Genomic DNA, 21,990 nt, shown 5'->3' with positions numbered 1-21,990 from the left:
AAAAATGCATACAAATATGTGGGTTGTGGATAATGTTGTGGAAAGAAAAAAATATTATCCACAGTTACAAGAAGCAGCAAAATTATTAAGGGAAAATGAGGCGATTGCCTTCCCTACAGAAACGGTATATGGACTAGGTGCAAACGCGATGAATGATGAAGCGATTGCGAAAATTTTTGAGGCGAAAGGAAGACCGAGTGATAATCCACTTATTGTCCACATCGGTACAAAATCGCAGTTAGATGGTATTGTGAAGGAAATTCCGCCAGTTGCAGAACAGTTAATGGAGCATTTTTGGCCGGGCCCTTTAACAATTATTTTACCTAGAAAAGAAGGGATTTCAGAGAAGGTAACGGCAGGACTTAATACGGTTGGAGTAAGAATGCCTGATCATCCGGTAGCTCTTGCTCTTATTGAAGAGGCAAATGTACCTGTTGCAGCACCAAGTGCAAATCGTTCAGGTCGTCCAAGTCCGACGTTAGCATCTCACGTATATGAAGATTTAAATGAGAAAATCGCAGGTATTGTAGATGGTGGTGCAACCGGAGTAGGTGTTGAATCGACTGTAATTGATTGTACGAGCGCTGTTCCAACGATATTACGCCCAGGTGGGATTACGAAAGAACAATTGGAAGCAGTGATTGGTACGGTTTCGTTAGATCCAGCTTTAAAGGATGAGAAGGAAAAACCGAAATCACCTGGAATGAAATATACACATTATGCACCGAAAGCGCCGCTAAGTATTGTTGAAGGTTCACGTGAATTTATTCAACGCCTTGTGGATGAGAAGAAGGAAGAAGGATTCAAAGTCGGTGTATTAACGACAGAAGAGTATCAGCACGTATATAACGCGGATGTTGTATTATCATGTGGTGTCCGAAGCGATTTAGCTAGCGTTGCGACTAAATTATATGATGTACTTAGAACATTTGATGCAAGTGAAGTGGATGTTATTTTTAGTGAATCATTCCCGAATGAAGGAATAGGGAATGCCATTATGAATCGTTTAACAAAAGCGGCAGGACATCAAATTATTACTGAATGATAAGGTACGATTAGCAAACAGAATATTTCTCCTCGGATAAGCATATTTTGAAGTAGCACGTCCGAGGAGGGACATGAATGACGTTTGAACAGATAATACCTTTAATAATTATGGCGTTCGCCTTAGGGATGGATGCGTTCTCGGTAAGTCTTGGTATGGGAATGATGACCTTAAAGATAAGACAAATCCTGTATATCGGTGTGACGATAGGGATATTTCATATTATCATGCCATTTATAGGGATGGTATTAGGTCGTTTTTTATCAGAGCAGTATGGAGACATTGCACATTTTGCAGGTGCTATTTTATTAATCGGATTAGGATTTTATATTGTATATTCATCTATCTTGGAAAATGAAGAGACTCGAACGGCCCCTATTGGAATTAGTTTATTTGTATTTGCATTTGGGGTTAGTATAGACAGTTTTTCAGTAGGTCTTAGTCTTGGTATTTACGGGGCACAGACGATCATTACGATATTACTTTTTGGATTTGTTAGTATGTTATTAGCGTGGATTGGTTTATTCATTGGGAGACATGCGAAAGATATGCTCGGTACATATGGCGAGATAGTAGGTGGTATCATTTTGGTTGGATTTGGATTATATCTCCTTTTTCCTATATAATTTTAGGGGGGAGGGCGTTATGAACAAGTTATTGGAATGGTATATTCGATTTGTAACCTTTTTTCCGAGGTGGTTACGACTACTTATTATTTGGGGTATTATTTTACAAATTTCAATTTTAGGTTGGATTAAATTAATTCGTGAATGGTAAGATAGTTCCTTTCTGTGCATAGTTTTGTTTGTACTATACTGATTACGCTAAAAAATTACAATATAGAAAGGATGAGATGGATGACGAGATTGAAGCAAGTTTTTGGTATTATTATTAGTTTTTTTGTTTTTTGGTTTAGTATGCTCGGTGTACAAATGTTTGCTGAGTTTTTAGATATTGAGTCATTGAAGTTTGTTGCGGGAAAAACGGAGGCGGCGCGTGCTTTTTATTCTCCATACCCGTTTTTAATTGTTTTTCTTATTACATTGCTTTCCCTTTACTTCTTCGTAATTAAGCTTGGGAAACCGAAAAAAGAGAAAGTACCTACTTTAGAGGAGCAGAAAGAAGAGATATAAGGGGGATACTATGTCTAACATTTCTTTGGCAGAAGCTGTAAAATTAAAAAGTGTATTATCGAAAAGAATACATGAATTAGAAGAAGAGATGAACCAAATTGGATTTGTTGAAATTGAAAAAGGTGATACACTTCCAAAACAGACGCGTACATTGGTACAAGTTGAACAGGAACTAGATGAAGTTCGCGCTGATTTTCGTCTTTTAGATAAATTAATGTATGAAGCAAATATCCGAAATGAAGTGAATTTCAACGGAGAGAATATAACGATTGTTGAAGCGATAGAACTTGCAACGCAGTTACGTGCAAAAGCTCGAAAGTGTAAAGAGTTTGGCGTGAGTAAGAAAGAAGAACATGTATATTCTTACGGTGAAACATCATCGCTTGTAAAAGTAGCCATGTTTGATCCTGAAGTATATCGTGTAAAAGGTTTAGAGTTAGAGAGACAAGCTAATAGGTTATCTAACTTAATTAATGCGAAAAACTACGCCATTGAACTAGACTTTGATGGTGAAAAATACTTTTAAACCTTGAAGTGGTGAGACTCCGCTTCAAGGCATAGAAGAAGAGCACTTTTGTAAAAATGAGATTTGTGATGGCCAAAGGACAACCAATCATCCAATAACCAATCACACTGTTACTTTTTACCGATGACCAATAATGGGAAAAGAGGTCGATGACCAATAATGAAAAATTATTTTTCTTCTTCTATGAAAAGGGTGTACCAAATTAATTTGGTACACCCTTTTATATTATTGTTACTTCTATTCTGAACGAGCTGTTTTCGCTTTTAGGTGTTATCCAGCTCCAGCGGCTAGAATCTCCGGTCATTTCGCTCTCTCGCTCGAAGCAAAGAACGCTTCAAGGTCGAGAGCTCCAATGCCCTGCGATTCTGAGTGAGCCGCTTCCGCTTTTAGATTGGCCTCACTAATTCAAATTGTTCTCCTAGTTTTGCGTAGTTGTGTCCTGCTAGGCGGCTTACTGGTTTTAGTCCTTCTGCATGAATGCGTCCATTTTCGTATAGGTGTTCTGCGACGTGGAAACGAACGACGCGTCCAATTAGTAAATCGCAAGCTGGTGAGTCTTCTGTTCCGCCAAGGGGGATTGCGCGTTCTAGCACGCATTCCATTCGAATATTTGCTTCTTTTACACCTGGAACGGAGATGACATCACTTTCAATTGGTGTTAATTTTGCTAATTCAATTTCACTTTCATTTGGCGGGAGATTTGCTGCTGTTTCGTTAATTGCCGCTACATATGATTCATCAGAGATATGTACGACAAATTCTCCTTTTTCAATTGCGTTTCGAGAAGTGTCTTTTCTTTCTCCAGCTTTTCGTTGTACAGAAACTGAGATAAGTGGCGGATTAGCAGCAACAATATTGAAATAACTATATGGTGCTCCATTTAATACGCCGTCTTTTGTTACAGAAGTAACGAATGCGACAGGGCGTGGAATAATACTTCCTGTAAGTAATTTGTAATTCTCTTTTTCCGATTGTTCATTTGGATTAATGGATAACATGATTGAAATCCCCTTTCTAAATATGACGACTTATTGTTTGTTTACAAGATGTTAGTGGAAAACTCCTGCTGAAAATAATATTTTTATTACATAAAAAGAACTTACTTCATTGTGGTTGAAGTAAGTTCCATCTAAATAATCTTGAATTCAAGATAAAAATTATAGTAAAACGTATGCACCAGGTCCGATTAAAGCTACACCAATAGCAACAGCGATTAACATTAAGTTGTATTCATATCCGTTTTGGGTTACCCAGTAACCATTTTTCCCATGAACAGTGAAGATTGCCATTAACATTGTTCCAACGATAAATAATGAACCGATTGCAGTGAAAATACCTGATGCGAATAAGAAACCACCTAATAATTCAGTTGCACCAGCCATAAATGCCATGAATACACCAGGGCGTAAACCGATTGATTCCATCCAGCCGCCTGTTCCTTTTAAACCATAACCGCCGAACCAACCAAATAATTTTTGAGCACCATGACCCATGAATGTAATACCTATAATAAGACGAATAATAAGAAGACCGAAATCCATCATTTTTGAAAACCTCCTAAAAGTTATTAACTTACCTTACGTAAGTAATAATAAAATAGTTACTTACTTTAGTCAAGCGGATTTCGAAAAAAGTTTGAAAAAAATTTTACAAATTAACAACAAAAAATAAAATGTAGTAAAGACCTCTAGACAAGCTAGGTGAAAAAAGAGAAAATATAAGTAGAAGTTAACTTCTTATTGTTATTCAGACAATCAGAATTGACTGGAATTTTGTGAGACGCTACAATAAGAGTCTAGTAGTAATGACGTAATTTATTTCGAAAGCGTTTTTACAGTATAATATTCGAAGTATGAAGTCTTACGTTTATTCTGATCTTTAATAGAGATTGCCCTATAAACTTTTAGGTAAATTATAAGGAGGACTATCCTATGTTTAAAAAATTATTCGGTCTTGGTTCAAAAACAAATGAAGAAACAATTGTAGCTCCATTAACTGGAGCAGTGAAAAATATTGAAGAAGTACCAGATCCAGTATTCGCTGGTCGTATGATGGGTGACGGTGTTGCAATCGATCCTACTGAAGGTGTAGTTGTATCTCCAGTTGATGGCGAAATCGTACAATTATTCCACACGAAACATGCAATTGGAATTAAAGCGAAAAACGGTACAGAAATTTTAATCCACGTTGGATTAGAAACTGTAAAAATGGAAGGCGAAGGTTTTGAAGCTCACGTTTCTGAAGGACAAGCTGTAAAAGCTGGAGATAAATTAATCTCATTCGACTTAGAATTAATTCGTGAAAAAGCGAAAAGCACAATTACTCCAATCGTTATTACAAACACAGATGCAGCTGAGTCTATTAAGACAACTGTAGGTGTAACTGCTACAAAAGGTTCAACAGAAGTAATGAAAGTTACAATGAAATAATTATCACATGAAAGGAATCCGTTTCGTATGAAATGGATTCCTTATTTTGTTTTGTAGTCTGTTCCTTATATATGGTAAAATACTTTGGGCACTTGGAAATAGGGTTTCACATATATGTGGATAAGGCGCATTTTTCTTAGAAAAAATATAAGAGAAATGCGCCTTTCGTATATTCACATTTCTTTTGTTCTATTGTAATGTACGCTATGATAAAAGGAAGGAAATAGAGAAAAGGGGTGGGTTTAGATGAAACGAGTATTATTTGTTTGCACTGGAAATACATGCCGTAGTCCGATGGCTGAGGCGTTACTGCGCCATTATGGAGAAGGTAAGTTTGAAGTGCAATCTGCTGGTGTTTTCGCCTATCCTGGAAGTGATGCGTCGGTACATGCAAAGGAAGCTTTAGCTGAAAAGGGAATTGCAATCGATCATGCTTCGCAGCAGGTAAACGAAGCCTTAATTGATTGGGCAGATATTGTAGTAACAATGACGGAAAAACATAAGGAAATTATCCTTGGGCATTATCCAAGTGTTGAAGGGAAAGTAGATACATTATATGGAGTAACTGAGGGGATGAGTAAGGATATTTCAGATCCGTTCGGCGGATCTCTCTCTATTTATAAAGAAACATTAGAAGAGATGGAAAAACTTGTACAAACTTTACTGAAAAAACATTCAGAAGGTTGATGTTTCGTGTATAATACGATATTGGAGATCACTTCGTCCCATTAAAGGATTAAGTGAGAATGAAGATAATGGATTGAAACTTTGGAGGGGTAAAAATGAAAGTAGTAGTAGCATCTGATCACGGCGGTATGAATATCCGTAAAGAACTTGTAAGTTTATTAGAAGAGTTAAATATTGAATATATTGATTTAGGTTGTGAATGTGAAGCTGGTTCTGTTGATTACCCTGATTTTGCGTTTCCAGCAGCGGAAATGGTAGCAAATGGCGAAGTAGATCGTGGTATTTTAGTTTGTGGGACAGGCATCGGTATGTCAATTGCTGCAAACAAAGTAAATGGTATTCGTTGTGCGTTAGTTCATGATACTTTCAGTGCGAGAGCAACGAGAGAGCATAACGATACAAACATGTTAGCAATGGGCGAGCGTGTAATTGGTGCTGGTCTAGCACGTGACATCGCAAAAATTTGGTTAACAACTGAATTTGAAGGCGGCCGTCACGAAAACCGCGTAGGAAAAATTAAAACATACGAAGCAAAGTAATAGATTCTAACTAGAAGCAGTAGGAAATATAATTTGGTGAACCAACCTGTGAAAGGAAGAGGCGTAATGACAGAAATCGTAAAGGTAAGAGAACAGCTACAAATTTCGCTTTCTGATTTCCAAGAACAAGCTTCATTACAAAGTGGTCAAATTTTTGTAGTGGGGTGTAGTACGAGCGAAGTGCTAGGAGAAAGAATTGGGACATCAGGAACGATGGAAGTAGCAGAGGCGATTTTTTCTGAGTTAAAACAATTTCAAGAACAAACAGGTATTGAGTTGGCGTTTCAATGTTGTGAGCATTTAAACCGTGCTTTAGTAGTTGAGAAAGAGTTGGCGATGAAATATCAATTTGAAATTGTAACAGTTACGCCTGTTAGATCAGCAGGTGGTGCATTAGCAACATATGCTTATCACAATTTGAAAGATCCGGTAGTAATTGAGTTTATTAAAGCAGATGCGGGAATGGATATTGGTGATACATTTATCGGTATGCATTTAAAGCACGTAGCTGTCCCGGTTCGTACTAGTGTGAAGGAAATTGGAAGTGCACATGTAACGATGGCAACAACACGTGGAAAGCTAATTGGTGGAGCACGTGCTGTTTATGCGGCGAAGGAAGAGACTATCACTTGCCGTTAAAGTTATGAATAAGGTATGTTGTCTGACTTTATTATAGAAGAAAGAAAAGACCGATTTTCGGTCTTTTTTTTCTTTTATGATATAGAAAGTCATGTTAGAATGTAGTTGAAAACATGAAGGTTCGAAAGAATTACAACCTGAATTTTCGTTTTTTCTGAATAAATAAGAAAAAACTGTTGGGAATCGATGTAATTCGTTCAGAAAAGGGGGATTTTGGTGGATCATTTAAAACGTCAAGATGAAAAGGTATTTGCTGCAATTGAGGCAGAACTAGGAAGACAGCGTTCGAAGATTGAGTTAATTGCTTCGGAAAACTTCGTAAGTGAAGCAGTAATGGAGGCGCAAGGTTCTGTTTTAACGAATAAGTATGCTGAAGGATATCCTGGGAAACGTTACTATGGTGGTTGTGAACATGTAGACGTAGTAGAAGATATCGCACGTGATCGCGTAAAAGAAATTTTCGGTGCAGAGCACGTAAATGTTCAACCGCATTCTGGTGCACAAGCGAACATGGCAGTATACTTCACGATTTTAGAGCAAGGCGATACAGTACTTGGTATGAATTTATCTCATGGTGGTCACTTAACACACGGAAGCCCTGTTAACTTCAGTGGAGTACAATATAATTTCGTAGAATATGGCGTGGATGCTGAATCTCACCGTATTAATTACGATGATGTATTAGCAAAAGCGAAAGAACATAAACCAAAATTAATCGTTGCAGGTGCAAGTGCGTACCCTCGTGTTATCGATTTCAAACGATTCCGTGAGATTGCAGATGAAGTGGGCGCATACTTAATGGTTGATATGGCACATATCGCAGGTTTAGTAGCGGCTGGTTTACATCCAAATCCAGTGCCACATGCACATTTCGTTACAACAACAACACATAAAACATTACGTGGTCCACGTGGTGGTATGATTTTATGTGAAGAGCAATTTGCAAAACAAATTGATAAATCAATCTTCCCTGGTATTCAAGGTGGTCCACTTATGCACGTAATCGCTGCAAAAGCTGTTGCGTTTGGTGAGGCACTTCAAGATGATTTCAAAACATATGCACAAAATATCATTAACAATGCGAACCGCTTAGCTAAAGGTCTTCAAAAAGAAGGACTTACACTTGTTTCTGGTGGAACAGACAATCACTTAATCCTAATTGATGTTCGTAACCTAGAAATCACAGGTAAAGTAGCAGAGCACGTATTAGACGAAGTTGGTATTACAGTGAACAAAAATACAATTCCATTTGAAACAGCAAGCCCATTTGTAACAAGTGGTGTACGTATCGGTACAGCAGCTGTAACATCTCGTGGTTTCGGTTTAGAAGAAATGGATGAAATTGCGTCACTTATTGCTTACACATTAAAAAATCATGAAAATGAAGCTGCATTAGAAGAAGCGCGTAAGCGTGTAGAAGCGTTAACGAGCAAATTCCCAATGTACACAGATCTATAATAGATTGAAGAAGGCTGCTGAGACATAATTGTTTTAGCAGTCTTTTTTGTGGACATATATTGTTCTTTAAGTATGTATACAAATGATGAATAAATTTTGGCGATATAATGAAGGATACAGCTCCCATAATTGGTAAAGATACTAGATAGAATCATCGGAAATCATGACTTTTCCAAATTTGCCCTTGAATATTAGTAGCGTTTTCTTTACAATCGTAAATAGTGTAAAAAAGCGTGCAAACGCATGAATATCATCTAAAGGAGAGATTCACATGGGAAAACTGTATGTATTTGATCACCCGTTAATTCAACATAAGATTACATATATTCGCGACAAGAATACAGGTACGAAAGATTTTCGTGAATTAGTGGACGAAGTAGCAAGCTTAATGGCTTTTGAAATTACTCGCGACCTTCCACTTAAAGACATTGAAATTGAGACTCCTGTAAGCAAAGCGACAACAAAAGTGATCGCTGGTAAAAAACTTGGTTTAATTCCGATTTTACGTGCAGGTTTAGGAATGGTTGATGGAATTCTGAAATTAATTCCAGCAGCAAAAGTAGGACACGTTGGCTTATACCGCGACCCTAAAACATTGCAACCGGTAGAATACTATGTGAAACTTCCAACGGATGTAGAAGAGCGTGACTTTATCGTACTAGATCCGATGCTAGCAACAGGTGGTTCTGCAGCTGAAGCAATTAACTCTCTGAAAAAGCGCGGTGCAAAACAAATTAAATTAATGTGTATCGTTGCAGCTCCAGAAGGAGTAAAAGTAGTACAAGAAGAACATCCTGATGTTGATATTTATGTAGCAGCATTAGATGAGAAATTAAATGACCACGGATATGTAGTACCAGGTCTTGGTGATGCTGGTGACCGTTTATTCGGAACGAAGTAAGACAACTGACGAGCAGGGGGATTCCTCAGCTCGTCTTTTTTTGATGTAAGCAAGTAGGGGAGGGGAGAGGATAAATATACATAGTATATACAACATAAGTTGCATACACATCACATATAATATAGAAGTCTTACGTCTAAAGAGCACTATATTATGGAAGGAAAGCGTTATATCGTAAAAATATAATAGTGACAAACTTGTGAACATTTCCTTCTATTATAAAGAGAAAACTGTTAGAAATTGCATATCTCTAACCAGTATTTAGAAGGGGAACGTTTTCATTTTTGGGAGGAAATGACTAATACTCAAATTTTTTGATTTTTTACGATTTCTCGTTGACACTGTTAATACCCTATTGTATGCTAACAACGGGGATAGATGGTAGGGCTTTCAGTGACAAAAATACATCTATTCCGTGACGAAAATGTAAACTTTTTATTTTGTATAGGATTTATGCAAAAAAATGAGTTATTATTAACACATCGTGAATGAGGGTTACATATTGGAGGGATGAATCCTTGCAAAAAAACGATCGCAGCCATATAAAAGCTTATGCTTTAATGTCAGGTATTCTTGCTCAGTTAGTCGGTTCTATTCTTGTTGGGATCTTTGGTGGGCAGTGGATTGATAATAAGGTTGGAACGTTTCCATTGTTTCTTATTATAGGGTTATTACTCGGATTAGGAACAGGGGTATACGCAATGATTCGACTCATTCGACATTACTATTCGGGAGAGCAATGATGATAGACGTACATGGACTTGTCCAAAGACAAAAGAAATATATGTACTACTTGCTTGCGCTTCTAGTGCTAGGATGGGGATTCACCTCTTACAAGGATGTATTTCTTGGACTGATTATCGGGACGATTTTCAGTTTTCTTAGTTTGCGCATCATTGCACGTAGGACAGACAAGCTGTTGGATCGCGTGACAAATGGAGAAAACGTGAAGTTTAAGGCGACAGCGGTAAGTACATATTCAAGATTCGCCACGATTGGGTTATTAATTTTATTTGCAGCCAAATATCAAGAGTTAATTGCGATGTGGGGCTTAGGTGTAGGATTGCTGACAGGATACCTTGTCATGATCATAGATTTTCTTTATTTAGAGTATAAGAGCAGGGAAGAGAGGTGAATTACTAGTGGAACACGGTAAATTAGTTGAATTTCTAGGTTTAACGTTCGATTTGTCATCAGTTATGATGGTTACTGTAGCAGCAGTTATTGTTTTCTTAATCGCTGTTATTGGAACTCGAAGCTTAGCTCTTCGCCCAACAGGAATGCAAAATTTCTTTGAGTGGGTTCTGGACTTCGTGAGAGGAATTATTAATAGCACAATGGATTGGAAAACAGGTGGGCGCTTCTTAACGCTTGGCGTTACGCTTATTATGTTTATCTTCGTATCAAATATGCTCGGTTTACCATTCATGTACTCAGCAACTGAGGCTGGTGAACATATTGCATGGTGGAGATCACCAACGTCTGATCCAGCAGTTACATTAACATTAGCCGTGATGGTAGTTACCCTCACCCATTACTATGGAATTAAGATGAAGGGTACGAAAGAATACATTAAAGGTTATTTCCAACCTATGAAATTCTTATTCCCATTAAAGGTTATTGAGGAATTTGCTAACACATTAACGTTAGGTCTTCGTTTATTCGGTAACATTTATGCAGGTGAGATTCTATTAGGATTACTTGCTAAATTAGGCGGAGCATCATTCCTTGGAGCATTAGGTGCACTTGTACCGATGTTAGCATGGATGGGATTCAGTGTATTCGTTGGTTCAATCCAGGCATTTATTTTCGTAATGTTAACGATGGTTTATATGGCTCATAAAGTAAGTCATGACCATTAATATAATTTAAGTAAGAAAAAATTTATTTTTTTATAATAAAAAGGAGGACAAATTAAATGAGTTTAGGTGTAATCGCAGCTGCAATTGCAATTGGTTTATCAGCATTAGGTGCAGGTATTGGTAACGGTCTTATCGTATCACGTACAATCGAAGGTGTTGCTCGTCAACCAGAACTAAAAGGCGCACTTCAAACAATTATGTTCATCGGGGTTGCATTAGTTGAGGCACTTCCAATTATCGGTGTAGTTATTGCATTCATCGTAATGAACAAATAAGGGAGACTCCCCTTACATAGATGGCGAAGAGTGTTTTTCCGAACTTTCTTCGCCATTGCTTTATGAACAAAATATATGTCTTTTTTTTTCATATAGTCAATTTAGAAATCTCGAAGGGAGTGAATCCTTGTGCCAACTTTATTATTAGGAGCTGCCATTCCATTTGGAACGATTGCTTATACACTATTTGTGTTCTTAGTTTTATTAGTAATGCTACGCAAATTCGCGTGGGGTCCTTTGATGGGAATTATGAAAGAACGTGAAGAGCACGTTAATAATGAAATCGACGCTGCAGAAAAGAATAATGCTGAAGCGAAGAAATTAGTAGAAGAACAACGTGAGATGTTAAAACAATCACGTGTTGAAGCACAAGAGTTAATCGAAAGAGCGAAAAAGCAAGCCGATGATCAAAAGGATGCAATTGTTGCTGCTGCGAAAGAAGAAGCAGAATCAATTAAAGCATCTGCTGTACAAGAAATTCAACGCGAAAAAGAGCAAGCAATTGCTGCTTTACAAGAACAAGTTGCTTCTTTATCTGTTCAAATTGCTTCTAAAGTAATTGAAAAAGAATTAAAAGAAGAAGATCAAGTGAAGTTAATTCGCGATTATATTAAAGAAGTAGGAGAAGCGCGATGAGCAATGGAATTGTAGCAAAACGTTATGCTGTCGCTCTTTTTAAAATTGCAAAAGAAAAACACGTATTAGAAATGTTTGAAGAGGAATTACGCCTTGTACAAAACGTTTATGAGAAGAACGGAGAACTACATAGCTTTTTAACACAACCGAACATTTCAAAAGAGCAGAAGAAGACGTTTCTTGCAAACGTATTCGGATCTGTTTCTGAATCGATTTTAAATACGTTATATATTTTAATTGATAACAAACGCATTGATATCTTATCTGAAATTGCAAATGAATACGTAGTTCTTGCGAATGAAGAACGTAACGTAGCGGATGCAACAGTATATTCTACTCGTCTTCTATCGGAAGAAGAGAAGCTTAACATTGCAGAAGCATTTGCAAAGAGAACAGGAAAAGATGCAATTCGCGTAAAAAATGTTGTAGATGAAGATTTACTAGGCGGCATTAAAGTACGTATTGGAAATCGCATTTATGACGGAAGTTTACAAGGAAAATTAGCACGTATTCAGCGTGAATTAATGAAGAATAGATAGGGGTGAAGCACATGAGCATCAGAGCTGAAGAAATTAGCGCACTGATAAAGCAACAAATTGAGAACTATCAGTCTGAAATCGAAGTTAGTGATGTTGGTACAGTTATCCAAGTTGGTGACGGTATCGCACGTGCTCATGGTCTTGATAACGTTATGGCTGGTGAACTTGTAGAGTTCTCTAACGGCGTTATGGGGCTAGCACAAAATTTAGAGGAAAACAACGTAGGTATTATCATTTTAGGACCTTACACAGAAATCCGTGAAGGTGACGAAGTTCGTCGTACTGGTCGCATCATGCAAGTACCAGTAGGAAAAGAACTAATTGGTCGTGTTGTAAACCCATTAGGTCAACCAGTTGATGGTTTAGGCCCAATCAATACAACAAACACTCGTCCAATCGAAAGTCCAGCACCAGGTGTAATGGATCGTAAATCTGTTCATGAGCCACTTCAAACAGGTATTAAAGCGATCGACGCTCTTGTACCAATTGGCCGTGGTCAACGTGAGTTAATCATCGGTGACCGTCAAACAGGTAAAACAGCAGTTGCACTAGATACAATCATTAACCAAAAAGATGAAGATATGATTTGTATTTACGTAGCTATCGGACAAAAAGAATCAACTGTACGTAACGTAGTAGAAACACTACGTAAGCATGGTGCATTAGAGTACACAATCGTTGTAACTGCATCTGCTTCTCAACCAGCTCCATTATTATACCTAGCTCCTTACGCTGGTGTAACAATGGGTGAAGAGTTCATGTACAATGGTAAACACGTATTAGTAGTATATGATGACTTATCAAAACAAGCAGCAGCTTACCGTGAGCTGTCATTACTATTACGTCGTCCTCCAGGTCGTGAAGCTTACCCAGGGGATGTATTCTACTTACATTCTCGCTTATTAGAGCGTGCAGCAAAATTAAGTGATGCAAAAGGCGGCGGTTCTTTAACTGCACTACCTTTCATCGAAACACAAGCAGGGGACGTATCAGCTTACATCCCAACAAACGTAATCTCAATTACGGATGGACAAATCTTCTTACAATCTGACCTATTCTTCTCTGGCGTACGTCCAGCGATCGATGCGGGTACTTCTGTATCTCGTGTAGGTGGATCTGCTCAGATTAAAGCAATGAGTAAAGTATCAGGTACACTTCGTCTTGACCTTGCATCTTACCGTGAGTTAGAAGCGTTCGCTCAGTTCGGTTCTGACCTAGATAAAGCAACTCAAGCGAAACTAAACCGTGGTGCTCGTACTGTTGAGGTATTAAAACAAGGATTACACAAACCGTTACGTGTAGAGAAACAAGTTATCATTCTTTACGCTTTAACACGTGGATTCCTAGATGATATCCCAGTAGTAGATATCACTCGTTTCGAAGAAGAATTCCATGCTTGGTTAGATTCTAATGCAACTGACTTATTAGAAGAAATCCGCACAACTAAGAAACTTGCGGATGACGACAAATTTGCAGCAGCAATTAACGGATTTAAAAAAGTATTCGTAGCTTCTGAATAATAATAAAAAGTGAAGCCGACTGTTCAGCCCCATCGGCTAAGGTTCTTTCTCACAGAAGGTGCTTTTTACCTTCTTGTGGAGAAGGTTCTTAGACGAAAGGGGCTAGGAGGCGGAACTAGATTAATAAAAGTGGAAGCGGCTCGTCCTGAACGTGAGGGGGAAGAAGTGAAGCCACCGAACATTCAAGCCGCTGGAGCTAGATAGTATATATAAGGCATCTCAATTTCTGAGATTGCTGACGGTTATGTAAAGGAAAAGAGTAGGTGCACCTATTCTTTTCCTTCAATCATGAGCAAGAATATCTTGCAACGTAGATTAGGAAGAGAATTCTTACTAATCGTGCCAACTTCCGGAAAAAAGGTGGTGAAAACCTGTGGCATCTTTACGCGATATAAAAGCGAAGATTAACTCGACAAAGAAAACGAGTCAAATTACGAAAGCGATGGAGATGGTATCTGCATCTAAGTTAAACCGTGCAGAGCAAAATGCTAAATCTTTCGTTCCGTATATGGAAAAGATTCAAGAAGTAGTAGCGAGCATTGCGCAAGGAAGTAAAGGAATTAATCATCCAATGCTAAATGCGCGCCCTGTAAAGCGTACAGGATACATCGTTATTACATCTGATCGCGGACTAGCAGGTGGTTATAACAGTAACGTATTACGTACAGTAAGTAACGTAATTCGTGAACGTCATAATATGGATTCAAACCAATATTCAATTATTGTGCTTGGACGACTAGGACGTGATTATTTAAAACGTCGCGGCTTTAACATCATTGATGAAGTAGTTGGATTATCTGATCACCCATCATTCACTGATATTAAAGACCTTGCTTCTCGAGCAATTGCGATGTTCGCAGATGGTGCTTATGATGAGCTGTATATTTACTACAACCATTACGTAAGTAAAATTTCACAAGAAGTAACGGAAAATAAAATTTTACCGCTTACTGATGTGGCGTCTGATAAACCGACGACAGCTTATGAATTCGAACCTTCTGAAGAAGAAATTTTAAAAGTACTATTGCCACAATACGCAGAAAGCTTAGTGTACGGTGCATTACTAGACGGTAAAGCAAGTGAGCACGCAGCGCGTATGACAGCAATGAAGAGTGCTACAGACAACGCAATGGAAGTTATCGATTCACTTACACTTTCATTCAACCGTGCGCGTCAGGCAGCGATTACGCAAGAAATTACGGAAATCGTTGGTGGAGCAGCAGCGTTAGAGTAGTAATAAAAAGCGTAGGTGGCTTGTCCAGAAGGGGAGGGCATTGGAACTCCTGACAAAGAGGCGTTCTTTGCCTCGTAGGAAGGAGTGAAATGGCCGACCCTTCTAGCCACCGGAGCTCGATTTAATAAAAAGCGGAAGCGGCTCATTCAAAAGAGCCGCGTAAGCTTATAAACCAATAAAAAATTAAAAGCTAGCTGCTCGTAGAAAGTTGGCTAATTAAAAGAAAGCTAGGAGGGAACCCGATGAATAAAGGGCGCGTTACGCAAATCATGGGTCCGGTTGTAGACGTTAAGTTTGATGGCGGAAAGCTACCAGAAATCTACAACGCCCTTACGGTAAAACAGAGCAACGAAAACGGTGAACTTAACTTAACATTTGAAGTTGCACTTCATTTAGGTGATGATACAGTTCGTACAGTTGCGATGTCTTCCACAGATGGACTTGTTCGTGGCACAGAAGTAGAAGATACTGGTAAAGCAATCTCTGTACCAGTTGGTGATGCAACACTTGGTCGCGTATTTAACGTATTAGGTGATGCTATTGACTTAGATGGTGAGGTTCCTTCGGATGTACGCCGTGATCCAATTCACCGTCAAGCACCTGCATTCGAAGAATTATCTACTAAAGTAGAAATTCTTGAAACTGGTATTAAAGTAGTAGACTTACTTGCTCCTTACATTAAGGGTGGTAAGATCGGTCTATTCGGTGGTGCCGGTGTAGGTAAAACAGTATTAATTCAGGAGTTAATCAACAACATCGCACAAGAGCACGGTGGTATCTCTGTATTCGCTGGTGTAGGTGAGCGTACTCGTGAGGGTAATGACTTATACCACGAAATGAGCGATTCTGGCGTAATTAAGAAAACTGCGATGGTATTCGGACAAATGAACGAGCCACCTGGAGCACGTCAACGTGTTGCATTAACAGGCTTAACAATGGCTGAATATTTCCGTGATGAGCAAGGACAAGACGTACTTCTGTTCATCGATAATATCTTCCGTTTCACGCAAGCAGGTTCTGAAGTATCTGCCCTTCTTGGCCGTATGCCATCTGCGGTAGGTTACCAACCAACACTTGCAACAGAAATGGGTCAATTACAAGAGCGTATTACATCTACAAATAAAGGGTCTATCACGTCTATCCAAGCGGTATATGTACCAGCCGATGACTATACTGACCCAGCACCAGCTACAACGTTCGCTCACTTAGATGCAACAACAAACTTAGAGCGTCGTTTAACACAAATGGGTATTTACCCAGCCGTAGATCCATTAGCATCTACATCTCGTGCACTTTCTCCAGAAATCGTAGGAGAAGAGCATTATGAAGTGGCTCGTCAAGTACAGCAAACTTTACAACGTTACAAAGAGCTTCAAGATATCATTGCTATCTTAGGTATGGATGAGTTATCTGAAGAAGATAAGTTAGTTGTACATCGTGCTCGTCGTATTCAATTCTTCTTATCTCAAAACTTCCACGTAGCGGAGCAGTTTACAGGTCAAAAAGGTTCTTACGTACCTGTAAAAGACACAGTTCGTGGTTTCAAAGAAATTCTAGAAGGAAAATATGATGACCTTCCAGAAGATGCATTCCGCTTAGTTGGTGGCATTGAAGAAGTTATTGAAAACGCGAAGAAAATGATGGCGTAAGGCCTTAGGAGGGACGAAGTATGAAGACATTTCCAGTCAGTATTGTAACTCCTGATGGACCGGTTTACGAAAAAGAAGTAGAAATGGTAAGTGTAAAAGCAGAGAGTGGGGAAATGGGGATTTTACCAGGTCACATTCCAACTGTTGCACCATTAAAAATTAGTGCAGTTCGTCTGAAAAATGGTGGACACACTGATTATGTAGCAGTAAGTGGTGGCTTTATCGAAGTTCGTCCAGATAAAGTAACTGTATTATCATCATCTGCTGAAGAAGCAAACCATATCGATATCCATCGTGCAAATGAAGCGAAGCGTCGTGCGGAGCAACGTTTGCAAGATAAACAAGCACATGTTGACTTTAAACGTGCAGAAATGGCATTACAACGTGCTGTGAACCGTTTAAACGTTTCCGATATGAAATAAAAAAACCGTAAAGGCTTTGCCTTTACGGTTTTTTTATGGATAATTTTACAAAAATGGTATAATTACATCAGTGCTCGTATAAGTAGAGAATGTACAACAATTTATAAAGGGGATGAAGAAATGATCGGTGAAATGAAACGAGAAGCATTGCACTCTTTAAAAGGAAAATGGGGACTAGGTGTTGGATCAACGATTTTATATCATATTATAAGTTACGTCGTTTCAATGGCTGTAATGCTTATCCTATTAATTCCAGTAGTTATAATAGTTTTTTTATTGTCTATTTCAACTGGTTCCATTGAAGAAGACACGATGGCAATTGGAGCTGCTATTACGTTTGGGCTTTTTTACTGCCTTATGATAATTTTAAGTTATGCGGCTTATGGCATTACCTCATACGGTTATACAAATTTGTTTCTACAAATAAGTAAACGAGAAGATGCTAGAGTAGATTATTTATTTGAAGGATTTCGTGGTTTTAAAAGAATGATGAAAACAATGTGGGCTATGCTTGCAATTTTGTTATATACAGGTACATGGGTTCCAATGCTAGGAACGATTGTATGTGGGATATTAGGATTCTTTGATGAGAATGCAAACCCATCATTCATCATCGTTTTCTTTGTTTTATTAGCTATTTCGTTTGTTGTAATGGCTATTTTGTATTTTTCATATTCGATGACATATTATGTGATGGTTGAAAAACCAGAATATAGTGTTTCGCAGGCAATGAAAGAAAGTAAAAATCTGATGAAGGGGCACAAATTAGATCTATTTCTTTTATGGTTAAGCTTTATAGGGTGGGCTATTTTAGCGATTTTTACACTTGGAATAGGTTTTCTATGGCTTAGTCCGTATGTGAGTACAACGACAGCGCATTTTTATCGCTACATTTCAAAGGGTGAATTGCAGTAGGAGTATGCTATACTAATAGAATTATTGTGTATAGGAGGTGAGGCTAAAGATGATTAGTGATTTAAAAGGAGAAGCACTGGATTCATTAGAAGGGAAATGGGGATTAGCTGTTGGGGCTACACTACTTATTTCTGTTCTAATAATGGCTTTTAACTTTATTATTGATTTTTCATTTACACAAGTTTTTAGTTGGGAAGATACGAAAAACTCAACGATAGTAGATATTATTACAACTTTTATGGTAGGTCCACTAACGTTAGGTGGTTATTGTTTAGCGCTGCATATTATTCGTGAAAAAGAGGCACGTATTGGGCATATATTCAGATGGTTTACAGAGGGAAGTAAGTTTATAAAGTCATTTTTATTATATATAGTAGTGAACATTTATCTTTTCTTATGGTTCTTACTATTTATTATTCCAGGCATTATTAAATCATTTTCTTATGCGATGACGTACTTTATAATAAATGATCACCCTGAGTATTCTATAAATCAAGCGATTACAGAAAGCCGTCGTATGATGGATGGGCATAAGATGGAGTATTTCATTTTATGTTTGAGCTTTATTGGTTGGTTTATATTAAGTTGTATTACACTCGGGATTGGATTCTTATGGCTAATTCCATATTTTTACACGACGTCAGCAGCCTTTTATGAAGAGATTGCCGAGGAATATTACGAGAAAACAATTCCGACACTATAAAGTGGGGCATCCCACATGGATGATTCGTTTTATAACCTCCCCAGTATGAGTTATTGATTCATACTGGGGGTTTTTTGTAGAAATTTTATAAATTGATGACTAGTAAGTGGTTTACTGAAATAGTAACCTTGCATATATTTACAGTTGTTCTTTTGTAGAAACTTAAGTTGTTTTTCTGTTTCAATTCCTTCAGCAACGACAGATAGGTTTAACGTATTTGCAAGAGAAAGGATAGTGGAAACGATGGCCCTTTCTTCAGGGCGATGATCGGCGAGTTGTGTAAATTCTCTCGGTACTTTTAATGTATCAATAGGGAAAATGGATAAATAAGCAAGAGAAGAATAGCCGGTTCCGAAGTCATCAATGGACGTTTGAATACCATATTCCTTTAATTGTTTTAGCTTGGATAACGTTTCCTTTTCATCGATCATTGCAATTCGTTCTGTTAATTCAAGTGTTACATCTTTTGGATCGACTTTAACGTCTGTTATTATTTGTGAAATGTTCTCGATTAAATTATTTTGCTGGAACTCTTTAGCTGATAAGTTAACACTTATTTTTAAATCTTTGTAGCCAAAAGTATGCCATATTTTTAGCTGACGACAAGATTCATTTAATACCCAATGACCAAGTGGAATGACTTGAGGAGTCTCCTCTACAATTGGAATGAACTCACATGGCGGAATGTCACCAAGGAGTGGATGTTTCCAGCGTAGCAATGCTTCGGCACCAATGATCTTTTTCTTCGTAATATCAATTTGTGGTTGATAGACGAGATAAAATTCTTCGTTTACTAAAGCGAGTGGTAAATCTTTTTCAATTCGAGCTTTCCGTTCCATTTTTTTATACAATTCTTTCGTGTACAGAGAGCTACCATTTTTTCCTTTATTTTTTGCTTCGTACATGGCCATATCAGCATGCTGTAAAATCGATAATGGATCTTCACCTGCTTCAGGGTATATTGCTATCCCGATGCTCGGTGAGATTTGTAAATGTTGATTTTCAATTTCGAATGGTTCGTTCATGGCTGCTACAATTGTATCAGCTATTTTTTTTACATCTAGCCTCTTTTTATAATTTTCGATAAGGATTGTAAACTCATCTCCAGCTAATCGGGCAAGCTTCATATTTGGTGTCGCTATACTTTCGAGTCTTTTTGCTACTGCAATTAATAGAAGGTCTCCTACCCTATGACCGAGGGTATCGTTAATAACTTTAAAGCGATCTAGGTCAAGAAACATAACAGCAAAAGGCATTTTTGATATTTTGGATCGCGCAATTGCTTGTTCTACATATTGATGAAATGCACGTCGATTTGCAAGCTCTGTTAGTGTATCATGATATGCTAGAAAGTTAATTTGTTCTTGTTGTTGTTTGCTTTCCGTAATATCTTTAATCATTAAATACACTCCAGAAATATGATCCTTTAAAAAGATAGGAACAGCTGTCACATGCAAGTAGTAAATATCTCTATTTTTATGATATGCCCGTATTTCTAAAGAAATAGATTTCCCCTTTTTTACGCGATGAAAGGCATTAATGATTTCTTCCAAATCTTCTTCATACGTAAGTGAATAGTAAGGCTGATTTAATAATTCATTCGTTTGATAACCGAGTAAAGTCGTACCAGCGTTATTCACTTTAAGAAAATTACCGTATAAATCTAATGTGAAGATTGGATCTGGATGATGCTCGTATAAAGATTTAAACATTTGTTGGTTATGATATAGTTCATTTTTTTGTTCTACTAAATCTTCTGTACGCAGTTCAATTTGTTTTTCGAGTTCTGAGTTGAATTGCATTTGGGCTAATAATAATATTTTATTTTGTTTTCGAACTAAACTATGGCGTATGAGAACGAAGGAGAAAGTTATCATAAGCCCAATTACTACAATAGGCGCGAAAACATATTCGACTAATATGAAAACAATAAGCATTACGACAGAAATATAAGGTAATGATAATCTGATCGATTCCCCAAGTTTAGGTGTTAATAGCACTTGTTCTTGTCTTTCAGGTTCTTTTGTATGAAGAATACAGGCGATTGCTACTAGCACTAAAGTTACTTGATAGAGAGGAGTAATTGTAAACATAGAATATTCGGGTGTGAAGTATTTGATATAAGCATAAATCGCATCTGTAGTCGCATACAAAATTAAAGCACTACCAAGGAGCGCGCCAACTTTTTTCGGTAATAAGGAAAGTGGTTTGAATAAAAGGTTAATTCCTATGAGAAAAAAGAGTAAATCGGTCATTGGATAGGTAAGTTGAACAAATATGTCGATATAGGATGTTGAAGAAACGTGAATGGTTCGTTCAATAAGTAAGTAGTAACTTAAAGTGAACTGTGCTGTAACAATAATGCAAATATCACATATCATAAAAAGCTTTTCTAATAAATCTCGGTTATAAATGATTTCATACAGAAAGGCAAATGCAAAGCTAATTAAAAAAAGTAGATAAAAAAAATCAGACGGATCAACGAATGTATAGTAGTCCTTTAAAATTAAACGTTGATAGGCAACTACGATATCACCAATAAAATAAGAGAGGGTTCCAACACATAAAATGGTCCAAAATAAACGAGGTAACCCTTCTTTCAAGTTTGAAAAATAAAGTATATAACTACAAGCGATAATATCAATGAATAATGTACTCATACCAATTAATATTTGAAAAGGAAATGAGTATTCATATAGAAAAGGCATTGTCACGTAATGAATCATTATAGATAACAATATAATGCTTATAAGAATGCTTACATGTGTTTGTTTTTTCATTTATCTCACCCACGGTATATACATATAAATTCCTCTTTTTATTTTTTATAGTTTCTATACTTATTTTGCACAGGTATAGCCAGTTATAAAAATAGATT

Annotated in this window: 28 protein-coding genes; 25 read left to right on the top strand and 3 right to left on the bottom strand. The window is 37.5% G+C overall.

What is annotated here, in order from left to right; genetic code table 11:
* Positions 1 to 4 precede the first annotated feature (4 nt).
* From MR070_RS16465 to MR070_RS16450, 5 genes are all read left to right on the top strand, one after another.
* Positions 5 to 1,045, top strand: a complete 1,041-nt coding sequence (locus MR070_RS16465) for an L-threonylcarbamoyladenylate synthase (RefSeq protein ID WP_242261638.1) — start codon at positions 5 to 7, stop codon at positions 1,043 to 1,045.
* Between the two features lie 77 nt (positions 1,046 to 1,122).
* The gene (locus MR070_RS16460) at positions 1,123 to 1,671 is read left to right on the top strand and encodes a manganese efflux pump MntP (RefSeq protein ID WP_000142416.1); all 549 of its coding nucleotides are present in this window, start codon (positions 1,123 to 1,125) and stop codon (positions 1,669 to 1,671) included.
* Between the two features lie 19 nt (positions 1,672 to 1,690).
* The gene (locus MR070_RS27075) at positions 1,691 to 1,822 is read left to right on the top strand and encodes a hypothetical protein (protein ID WP_001037626.1); all 132 of its coding nucleotides are present in this window, start codon (positions 1,691 to 1,693) and stop codon (positions 1,820 to 1,822) included.
* An 80-nt stretch (positions 1,823 to 1,902) separates the two neighbouring features.
* Positions 1,903 to 2,178, top strand: a complete 276-nt coding sequence (locus MR070_RS16455; RefSeq protein WP_000197474.1) for a DUF3935 domain-containing protein — start codon at positions 1,903 to 1,905, stop codon at positions 2,176 to 2,178.
* A 10-nt stretch (positions 2,179 to 2,188) separates the two neighbouring features.
* The gene (locus MR070_RS16450; RefSeq protein ID WP_000065590.1) at positions 2,189 to 2,704 is read left to right on the top strand and encodes a hypothetical protein; all 516 of its coding nucleotides are present in this window, start codon (positions 2,189 to 2,191) and stop codon (positions 2,702 to 2,704) included.
* A 386-nt stretch (positions 2,705 to 3,090) separates the two neighbouring features.
* On the opposite strand, the gene MR070_RS16445 is transcribed toward MR070_RS16450, so the two are convergent.
* A complete protein-coding gene (locus tag MR070_RS16445) occupies positions 3,091 to 3,702 on the bottom strand; it encodes a flavin reductase family protein (protein WP_000949040.1) in 612 nt (203 codons plus the stop codon).
* Between the two features lie 159 nt (positions 3,703 to 3,861).
* Positions 3,862 to 4,248 (bottom strand): DoxX family protein, encoded by a 387-nt coding sequence (locus MR070_RS16440; RefSeq protein ID WP_000968618.1) that lies wholly within the window; start codon positions 4,246 to 4,248, stop codon positions 3,862 to 3,864.
* A gap of 387 nt (positions 4,249 to 4,635) precedes the next feature.
* On the opposite strand from MR070_RS16440, the gene MR070_RS16435 reads away from it, so the two are divergent.
* The 20 genes from MR070_RS16435 to MR070_RS16345 all read left to right on the top strand — a co-directional run bounded on the left by MR070_RS16435 (position 4,636) and on the right by MR070_RS16345 (position 19,112).
* On the top strand, positions 4,636 to 5,133 hold the full coding sequence (locus MR070_RS16435) for a PTS sugar transporter subunit IIA (RefSeq protein ID WP_000473666.1): 498 nt from the start codon (positions 4,636 to 4,638) through the stop codon (positions 5,131 to 5,133).
* 246 nt (positions 5,134 to 5,379) lie between these two features.
* On the top strand, positions 5,380 to 5,820 hold the full coding sequence (locus tag MR070_RS16430; RefSeq protein WP_000832383.1) for a low molecular weight protein arginine phosphatase: 441 nt from the start codon (positions 5,380 to 5,382) through the stop codon (positions 5,818 to 5,820).
* Between the two features lie 95 nt (positions 5,821 to 5,915).
* Positions 5,916 to 6,359, top strand: coding sequence for a ribose 5-phosphate isomerase B (gene rpiB, locus MR070_RS16425; protein WP_000869919.1), 444 nt, complete (start codon positions 5,916 to 5,918; stop codon positions 6,357 to 6,359).
* Positions 6,360 to 6,425: 66 nt separating this feature from the next.
* On the top strand, positions 6,426 to 6,998 hold the full coding sequence (locus tag MR070_RS16420; protein ID WP_000136362.1) for a TIGR01440 family protein: 573 nt from the start codon (positions 6,426 to 6,428) through the stop codon (positions 6,996 to 6,998).
* A 216-nt stretch (positions 6,999 to 7,214) separates the two neighbouring features.
* On the top strand, positions 7,215 to 8,456 hold the full coding sequence (gene glyA, locus MR070_RS16415) for a serine hydroxymethyltransferase (RefSeq protein ID WP_139896049.1): 1,242 nt from the start codon (positions 7,215 to 7,217) through the stop codon (positions 8,454 to 8,456).
* A gap of 271 nt (positions 8,457 to 8,727) precedes the next feature.
* Positions 8,728 to 9,357: a uracil phosphoribosyltransferase gene (upp, locus tag MR070_RS16410; RefSeq protein ID WP_000517539.1), complete on the top strand. Its 630-nt coding sequence runs from the start codon at positions 8,728 to 8,730 to the stop codon at positions 9,355 to 9,357.
* Between the two features lie 378 nt (positions 9,358 to 9,735).
* The gene (locus MR070_RS16405) at positions 9,736 to 9,849 is read left to right on the top strand and encodes a DUF4024 domain-containing protein (RefSeq protein ID WP_000232961.1); all 114 of its coding nucleotides are present in this window, start codon (positions 9,736 to 9,738) and stop codon (positions 9,847 to 9,849) included.
* Positions 9,850 to 9,875: 26 nt separating this feature from the next.
* Complete coding sequence (locus tag MR070_RS16400) at positions 9,876 to 10,100, top strand: AtpZ/AtpI family protein (RefSeq protein WP_001171223.1); 225 nt, start codon at positions 9,876 to 9,878, stop codon at positions 10,098 to 10,100.
* Positions 10,100 to 10,492, top strand: a complete 393-nt coding sequence (locus tag MR070_RS16395) for an ATP synthase subunit I (protein ID WP_000567600.1) — start codon at positions 10,100 to 10,102, stop codon at positions 10,490 to 10,492. Before MR070_RS16400 ends, MR070_RS16395 begins: the two co-directional genes overlap by 1 nt.
* A 7-nt stretch (positions 10,493 to 10,499) precedes the next feature.
* Positions 10,500 to 11,219, top strand: coding sequence for a F0F1 ATP synthase subunit A (gene atpB, locus MR070_RS16390; RefSeq protein WP_000399869.1), 720 nt, complete (start codon positions 10,500 to 10,502; stop codon positions 11,217 to 11,219).
* A gap of 56 nt (positions 11,220 to 11,275) precedes the next feature.
* Positions 11,276 to 11,494, top strand: coding sequence for a F0F1 ATP synthase subunit C (gene atpE / locus MR070_RS16385; protein WP_000052064.1), 219 nt, complete (start codon positions 11,276 to 11,278; stop codon positions 11,492 to 11,494).
* Positions 11,495 to 11,623: 129 nt separating this feature from the next.
* Positions 11,624 to 12,130 carry a F0F1 ATP synthase subunit B gene (atpF, locus tag MR070_RS16380; protein ID WP_001142620.1) on the top strand — a complete coding sequence of 169 codons (507 nt, stop codon included), beginning with the start codon at positions 11,624 to 11,626 and terminating at the stop codon, positions 12,128 to 12,130.
* Positions 12,127 to 12,669, top strand: a complete 543-nt coding sequence (atpH, locus tag MR070_RS16375) for a F0F1 ATP synthase subunit delta (protein WP_000064679.1) — start codon at positions 12,127 to 12,129, stop codon at positions 12,667 to 12,669. Before atpF ends, atpH begins: the two co-directional genes overlap by 4 nt.
* Before the next feature lie 11 nt (positions 12,670 to 12,680).
* Positions 12,681 to 14,189: a F0F1 ATP synthase subunit alpha gene (gene atpA / locus MR070_RS16370; protein ID WP_000027518.1), complete on the top strand. Its 1,509-nt coding sequence runs from the start codon at positions 12,681 to 12,683 to the stop codon at positions 14,187 to 14,189.
* A 75-nt stretch (positions 14,190 to 14,264) separates the two neighbouring features.
* A complete protein-coding gene (locus MR070_RS27070; protein WP_256932408.1) occupies positions 14,265 to 14,393 on the top strand; it encodes a hypothetical protein in 129 nt (42 codons plus the stop codon).
* A 169-nt stretch (positions 14,394 to 14,562) separates the two neighbouring features.
* Complete coding sequence (gene atpG, locus MR070_RS16365) at positions 14,563 to 15,423, top strand: F0F1 ATP synthase subunit gamma (RefSeq protein ID WP_000157696.1); 861 nt, start codon at positions 14,563 to 14,565, stop codon at positions 15,421 to 15,423.
* A 242-nt stretch (positions 15,424 to 15,665) separates the two neighbouring features.
* Complete coding sequence (atpD, locus tag MR070_RS16360) at positions 15,666 to 17,072, top strand: F0F1 ATP synthase subunit beta (RefSeq protein WP_001032592.1); 1,407 nt, start codon at positions 15,666 to 15,668, stop codon at positions 17,070 to 17,072.
* 20 nt (positions 17,073 to 17,092) lie between these two features.
* A complete protein-coding gene (atpC, locus tag MR070_RS16355; RefSeq protein WP_000847211.1) occupies positions 17,093 to 17,494 on the top strand; it encodes a F0F1 ATP synthase subunit epsilon in 402 nt (133 codons plus the stop codon).
* Positions 17,495 to 17,614: 120 nt separating this feature from the next.
* Positions 17,615 to 18,409, top strand: a complete 795-nt coding sequence (locus MR070_RS16350; RefSeq protein ID WP_000578787.1) for a DUF975 family protein — start codon at positions 17,615 to 17,617, stop codon at positions 18,407 to 18,409.
* Positions 18,410 to 18,458: 49 nt separating this feature from the next.
* A complete protein-coding gene (locus tag MR070_RS16345; RefSeq protein WP_242261637.1) occupies positions 18,459 to 19,112 on the top strand; it encodes a DUF975 family protein in 654 nt (217 codons plus the stop codon).
* Positions 19,113 to 19,162: 50 nt separating this feature from the next.
* Here the strand turns inward: MR070_RS16345 and MR070_RS16340 are convergent, their stop codons facing one another.
* Positions 19,163 to 21,892: a putative bifunctional diguanylate cyclase/phosphodiesterase gene (locus MR070_RS16340; RefSeq protein WP_242261636.1), complete on the bottom strand. Its 2,730-nt coding sequence runs from the start codon at positions 21,890 to 21,892 to the stop codon at positions 19,163 to 19,165.
* Positions 21,893 to 21,990: the final 98 nt, after the last annotated feature.

Origin of the sequence: Bacillus cereus group sp. BfR-BA-01453, from assembly GCF_022662915.1 — a bacterium.
GTDB lineage: Bacteria > Bacillota > Bacilli > Bacillales > Bacillaceae_G > Bacillus_A > Bacillus_A paranthracis.
This window is presented reverse-complemented; position numbering and strand designations above follow the sequence as displayed.

Coding starts and splice junctions, on each gene's coding strand:
- MR070_RS16465 (WP_242261638.1), top strand. CDS start 5: ATGCATACAAATATGTGGGTTGTGGATAATGTTGTGGAAAGAAAAAAA.
- MR070_RS16460 (WP_000142416.1), top strand. CDS start 1,123: ATGACGTTTGAACAGATAATACCTTTAATAATTATGGCGTTCGCCTTA.
- MR070_RS27075 (WP_001037626.1), top strand. CDS start 1,691: ATGAACAAGTTATTGGAATGGTATATTCGATTTGTAACCTTTTTTCCG.
- MR070_RS16455 (WP_000197474.1), top strand. CDS start 1,903: ATGACGAGATTGAAGCAAGTTTTTGGTATTATTATTAGTTTTTTTGTT.
- MR070_RS16450 (WP_000065590.1), top strand. CDS start 2,189: ATGTCTAACATTTCTTTGGCAGAAGCTGTAAAATTAAAAAGTGTATTA.
- MR070_RS16445 (WP_000949040.1), bottom strand. CDS start 3,702: ATGTTATCCATTAATCCAAATGAACAATCGGAAAAAGAGAATTACAAA.
- MR070_RS16440 (WP_000968618.1), bottom strand. CDS start 4,248: ATGATGGATTTCGGTCTTCTTATTATTCGTCTTATTATAGGTATTACA.
- MR070_RS16435 (WP_000473666.1), top strand. CDS start 4,636: ATGTTTAAAAAATTATTCGGTCTTGGTTCAAAAACAAATGAAGAAACA.
- MR070_RS16430 (WP_000832383.1), top strand. CDS start 5,380: ATGAAACGAGTATTATTTGTTTGCACTGGAAATACATGCCGTAGTCCG.
- rpiB (WP_000869919.1), top strand. CDS start 5,916: ATGAAAGTAGTAGTAGCATCTGATCACGGCGGTATGAATATCCGTAAA.
- MR070_RS16420 (WP_000136362.1), top strand. CDS start 6,426: ATGACAGAAATCGTAAAGGTAAGAGAACAGCTACAAATTTCGCTTTCT.
- upp (WP_000517539.1), top strand. CDS start 8,728: ATGGGAAAACTGTATGTATTTGATCACCCGTTAATTCAACATAAGATT.
- MR070_RS16405 (WP_000232961.1), top strand. CDS start 9,736: ATGGTAGGGCTTTCAGTGACAAAAATACATCTATTCCGTGACGAAAAT.
- MR070_RS16395 (WP_000567600.1), top strand. CDS start 10,100: ATGATAGACGTACATGGACTTGTCCAAAGACAAAAGAAATATATGTAC.
- atpE (WP_000052064.1), top strand. CDS start 11,276: ATGAGTTTAGGTGTAATCGCAGCTGCAATTGCAATTGGTTTATCAGCA.
- atpH (WP_000064679.1), top strand. CDS start 12,127: ATGAGCAATGGAATTGTAGCAAAACGTTATGCTGTCGCTCTTTTTAAA.
- atpA (WP_000027518.1), top strand. CDS start 12,681: ATGAGCATCAGAGCTGAAGAAATTAGCGCACTGATAAAGCAACAAATT.
- atpD (WP_001032592.1), top strand. CDS start 15,666: ATGAATAAAGGGCGCGTTACGCAAATCATGGGTCCGGTTGTAGACGTT.
- atpC (WP_000847211.1), top strand. CDS start 17,093: ATGAAGACATTTCCAGTCAGTATTGTAACTCCTGATGGACCGGTTTAC.
- MR070_RS16350 (WP_000578787.1), top strand. CDS start 17,615: ATGATCGGTGAAATGAAACGAGAAGCATTGCACTCTTTAAAAGGAAAA.
- MR070_RS16345 (WP_242261637.1), top strand. CDS start 18,459: ATGATTAGTGATTTAAAAGGAGAAGCACTGGATTCATTAGAAGGGAAA.
- MR070_RS16340 (WP_242261636.1), bottom strand. CDS start 21,892: ATGAAAAAACAAACACATGTAAGCATTCTTATAAGCATTATATTGTTA.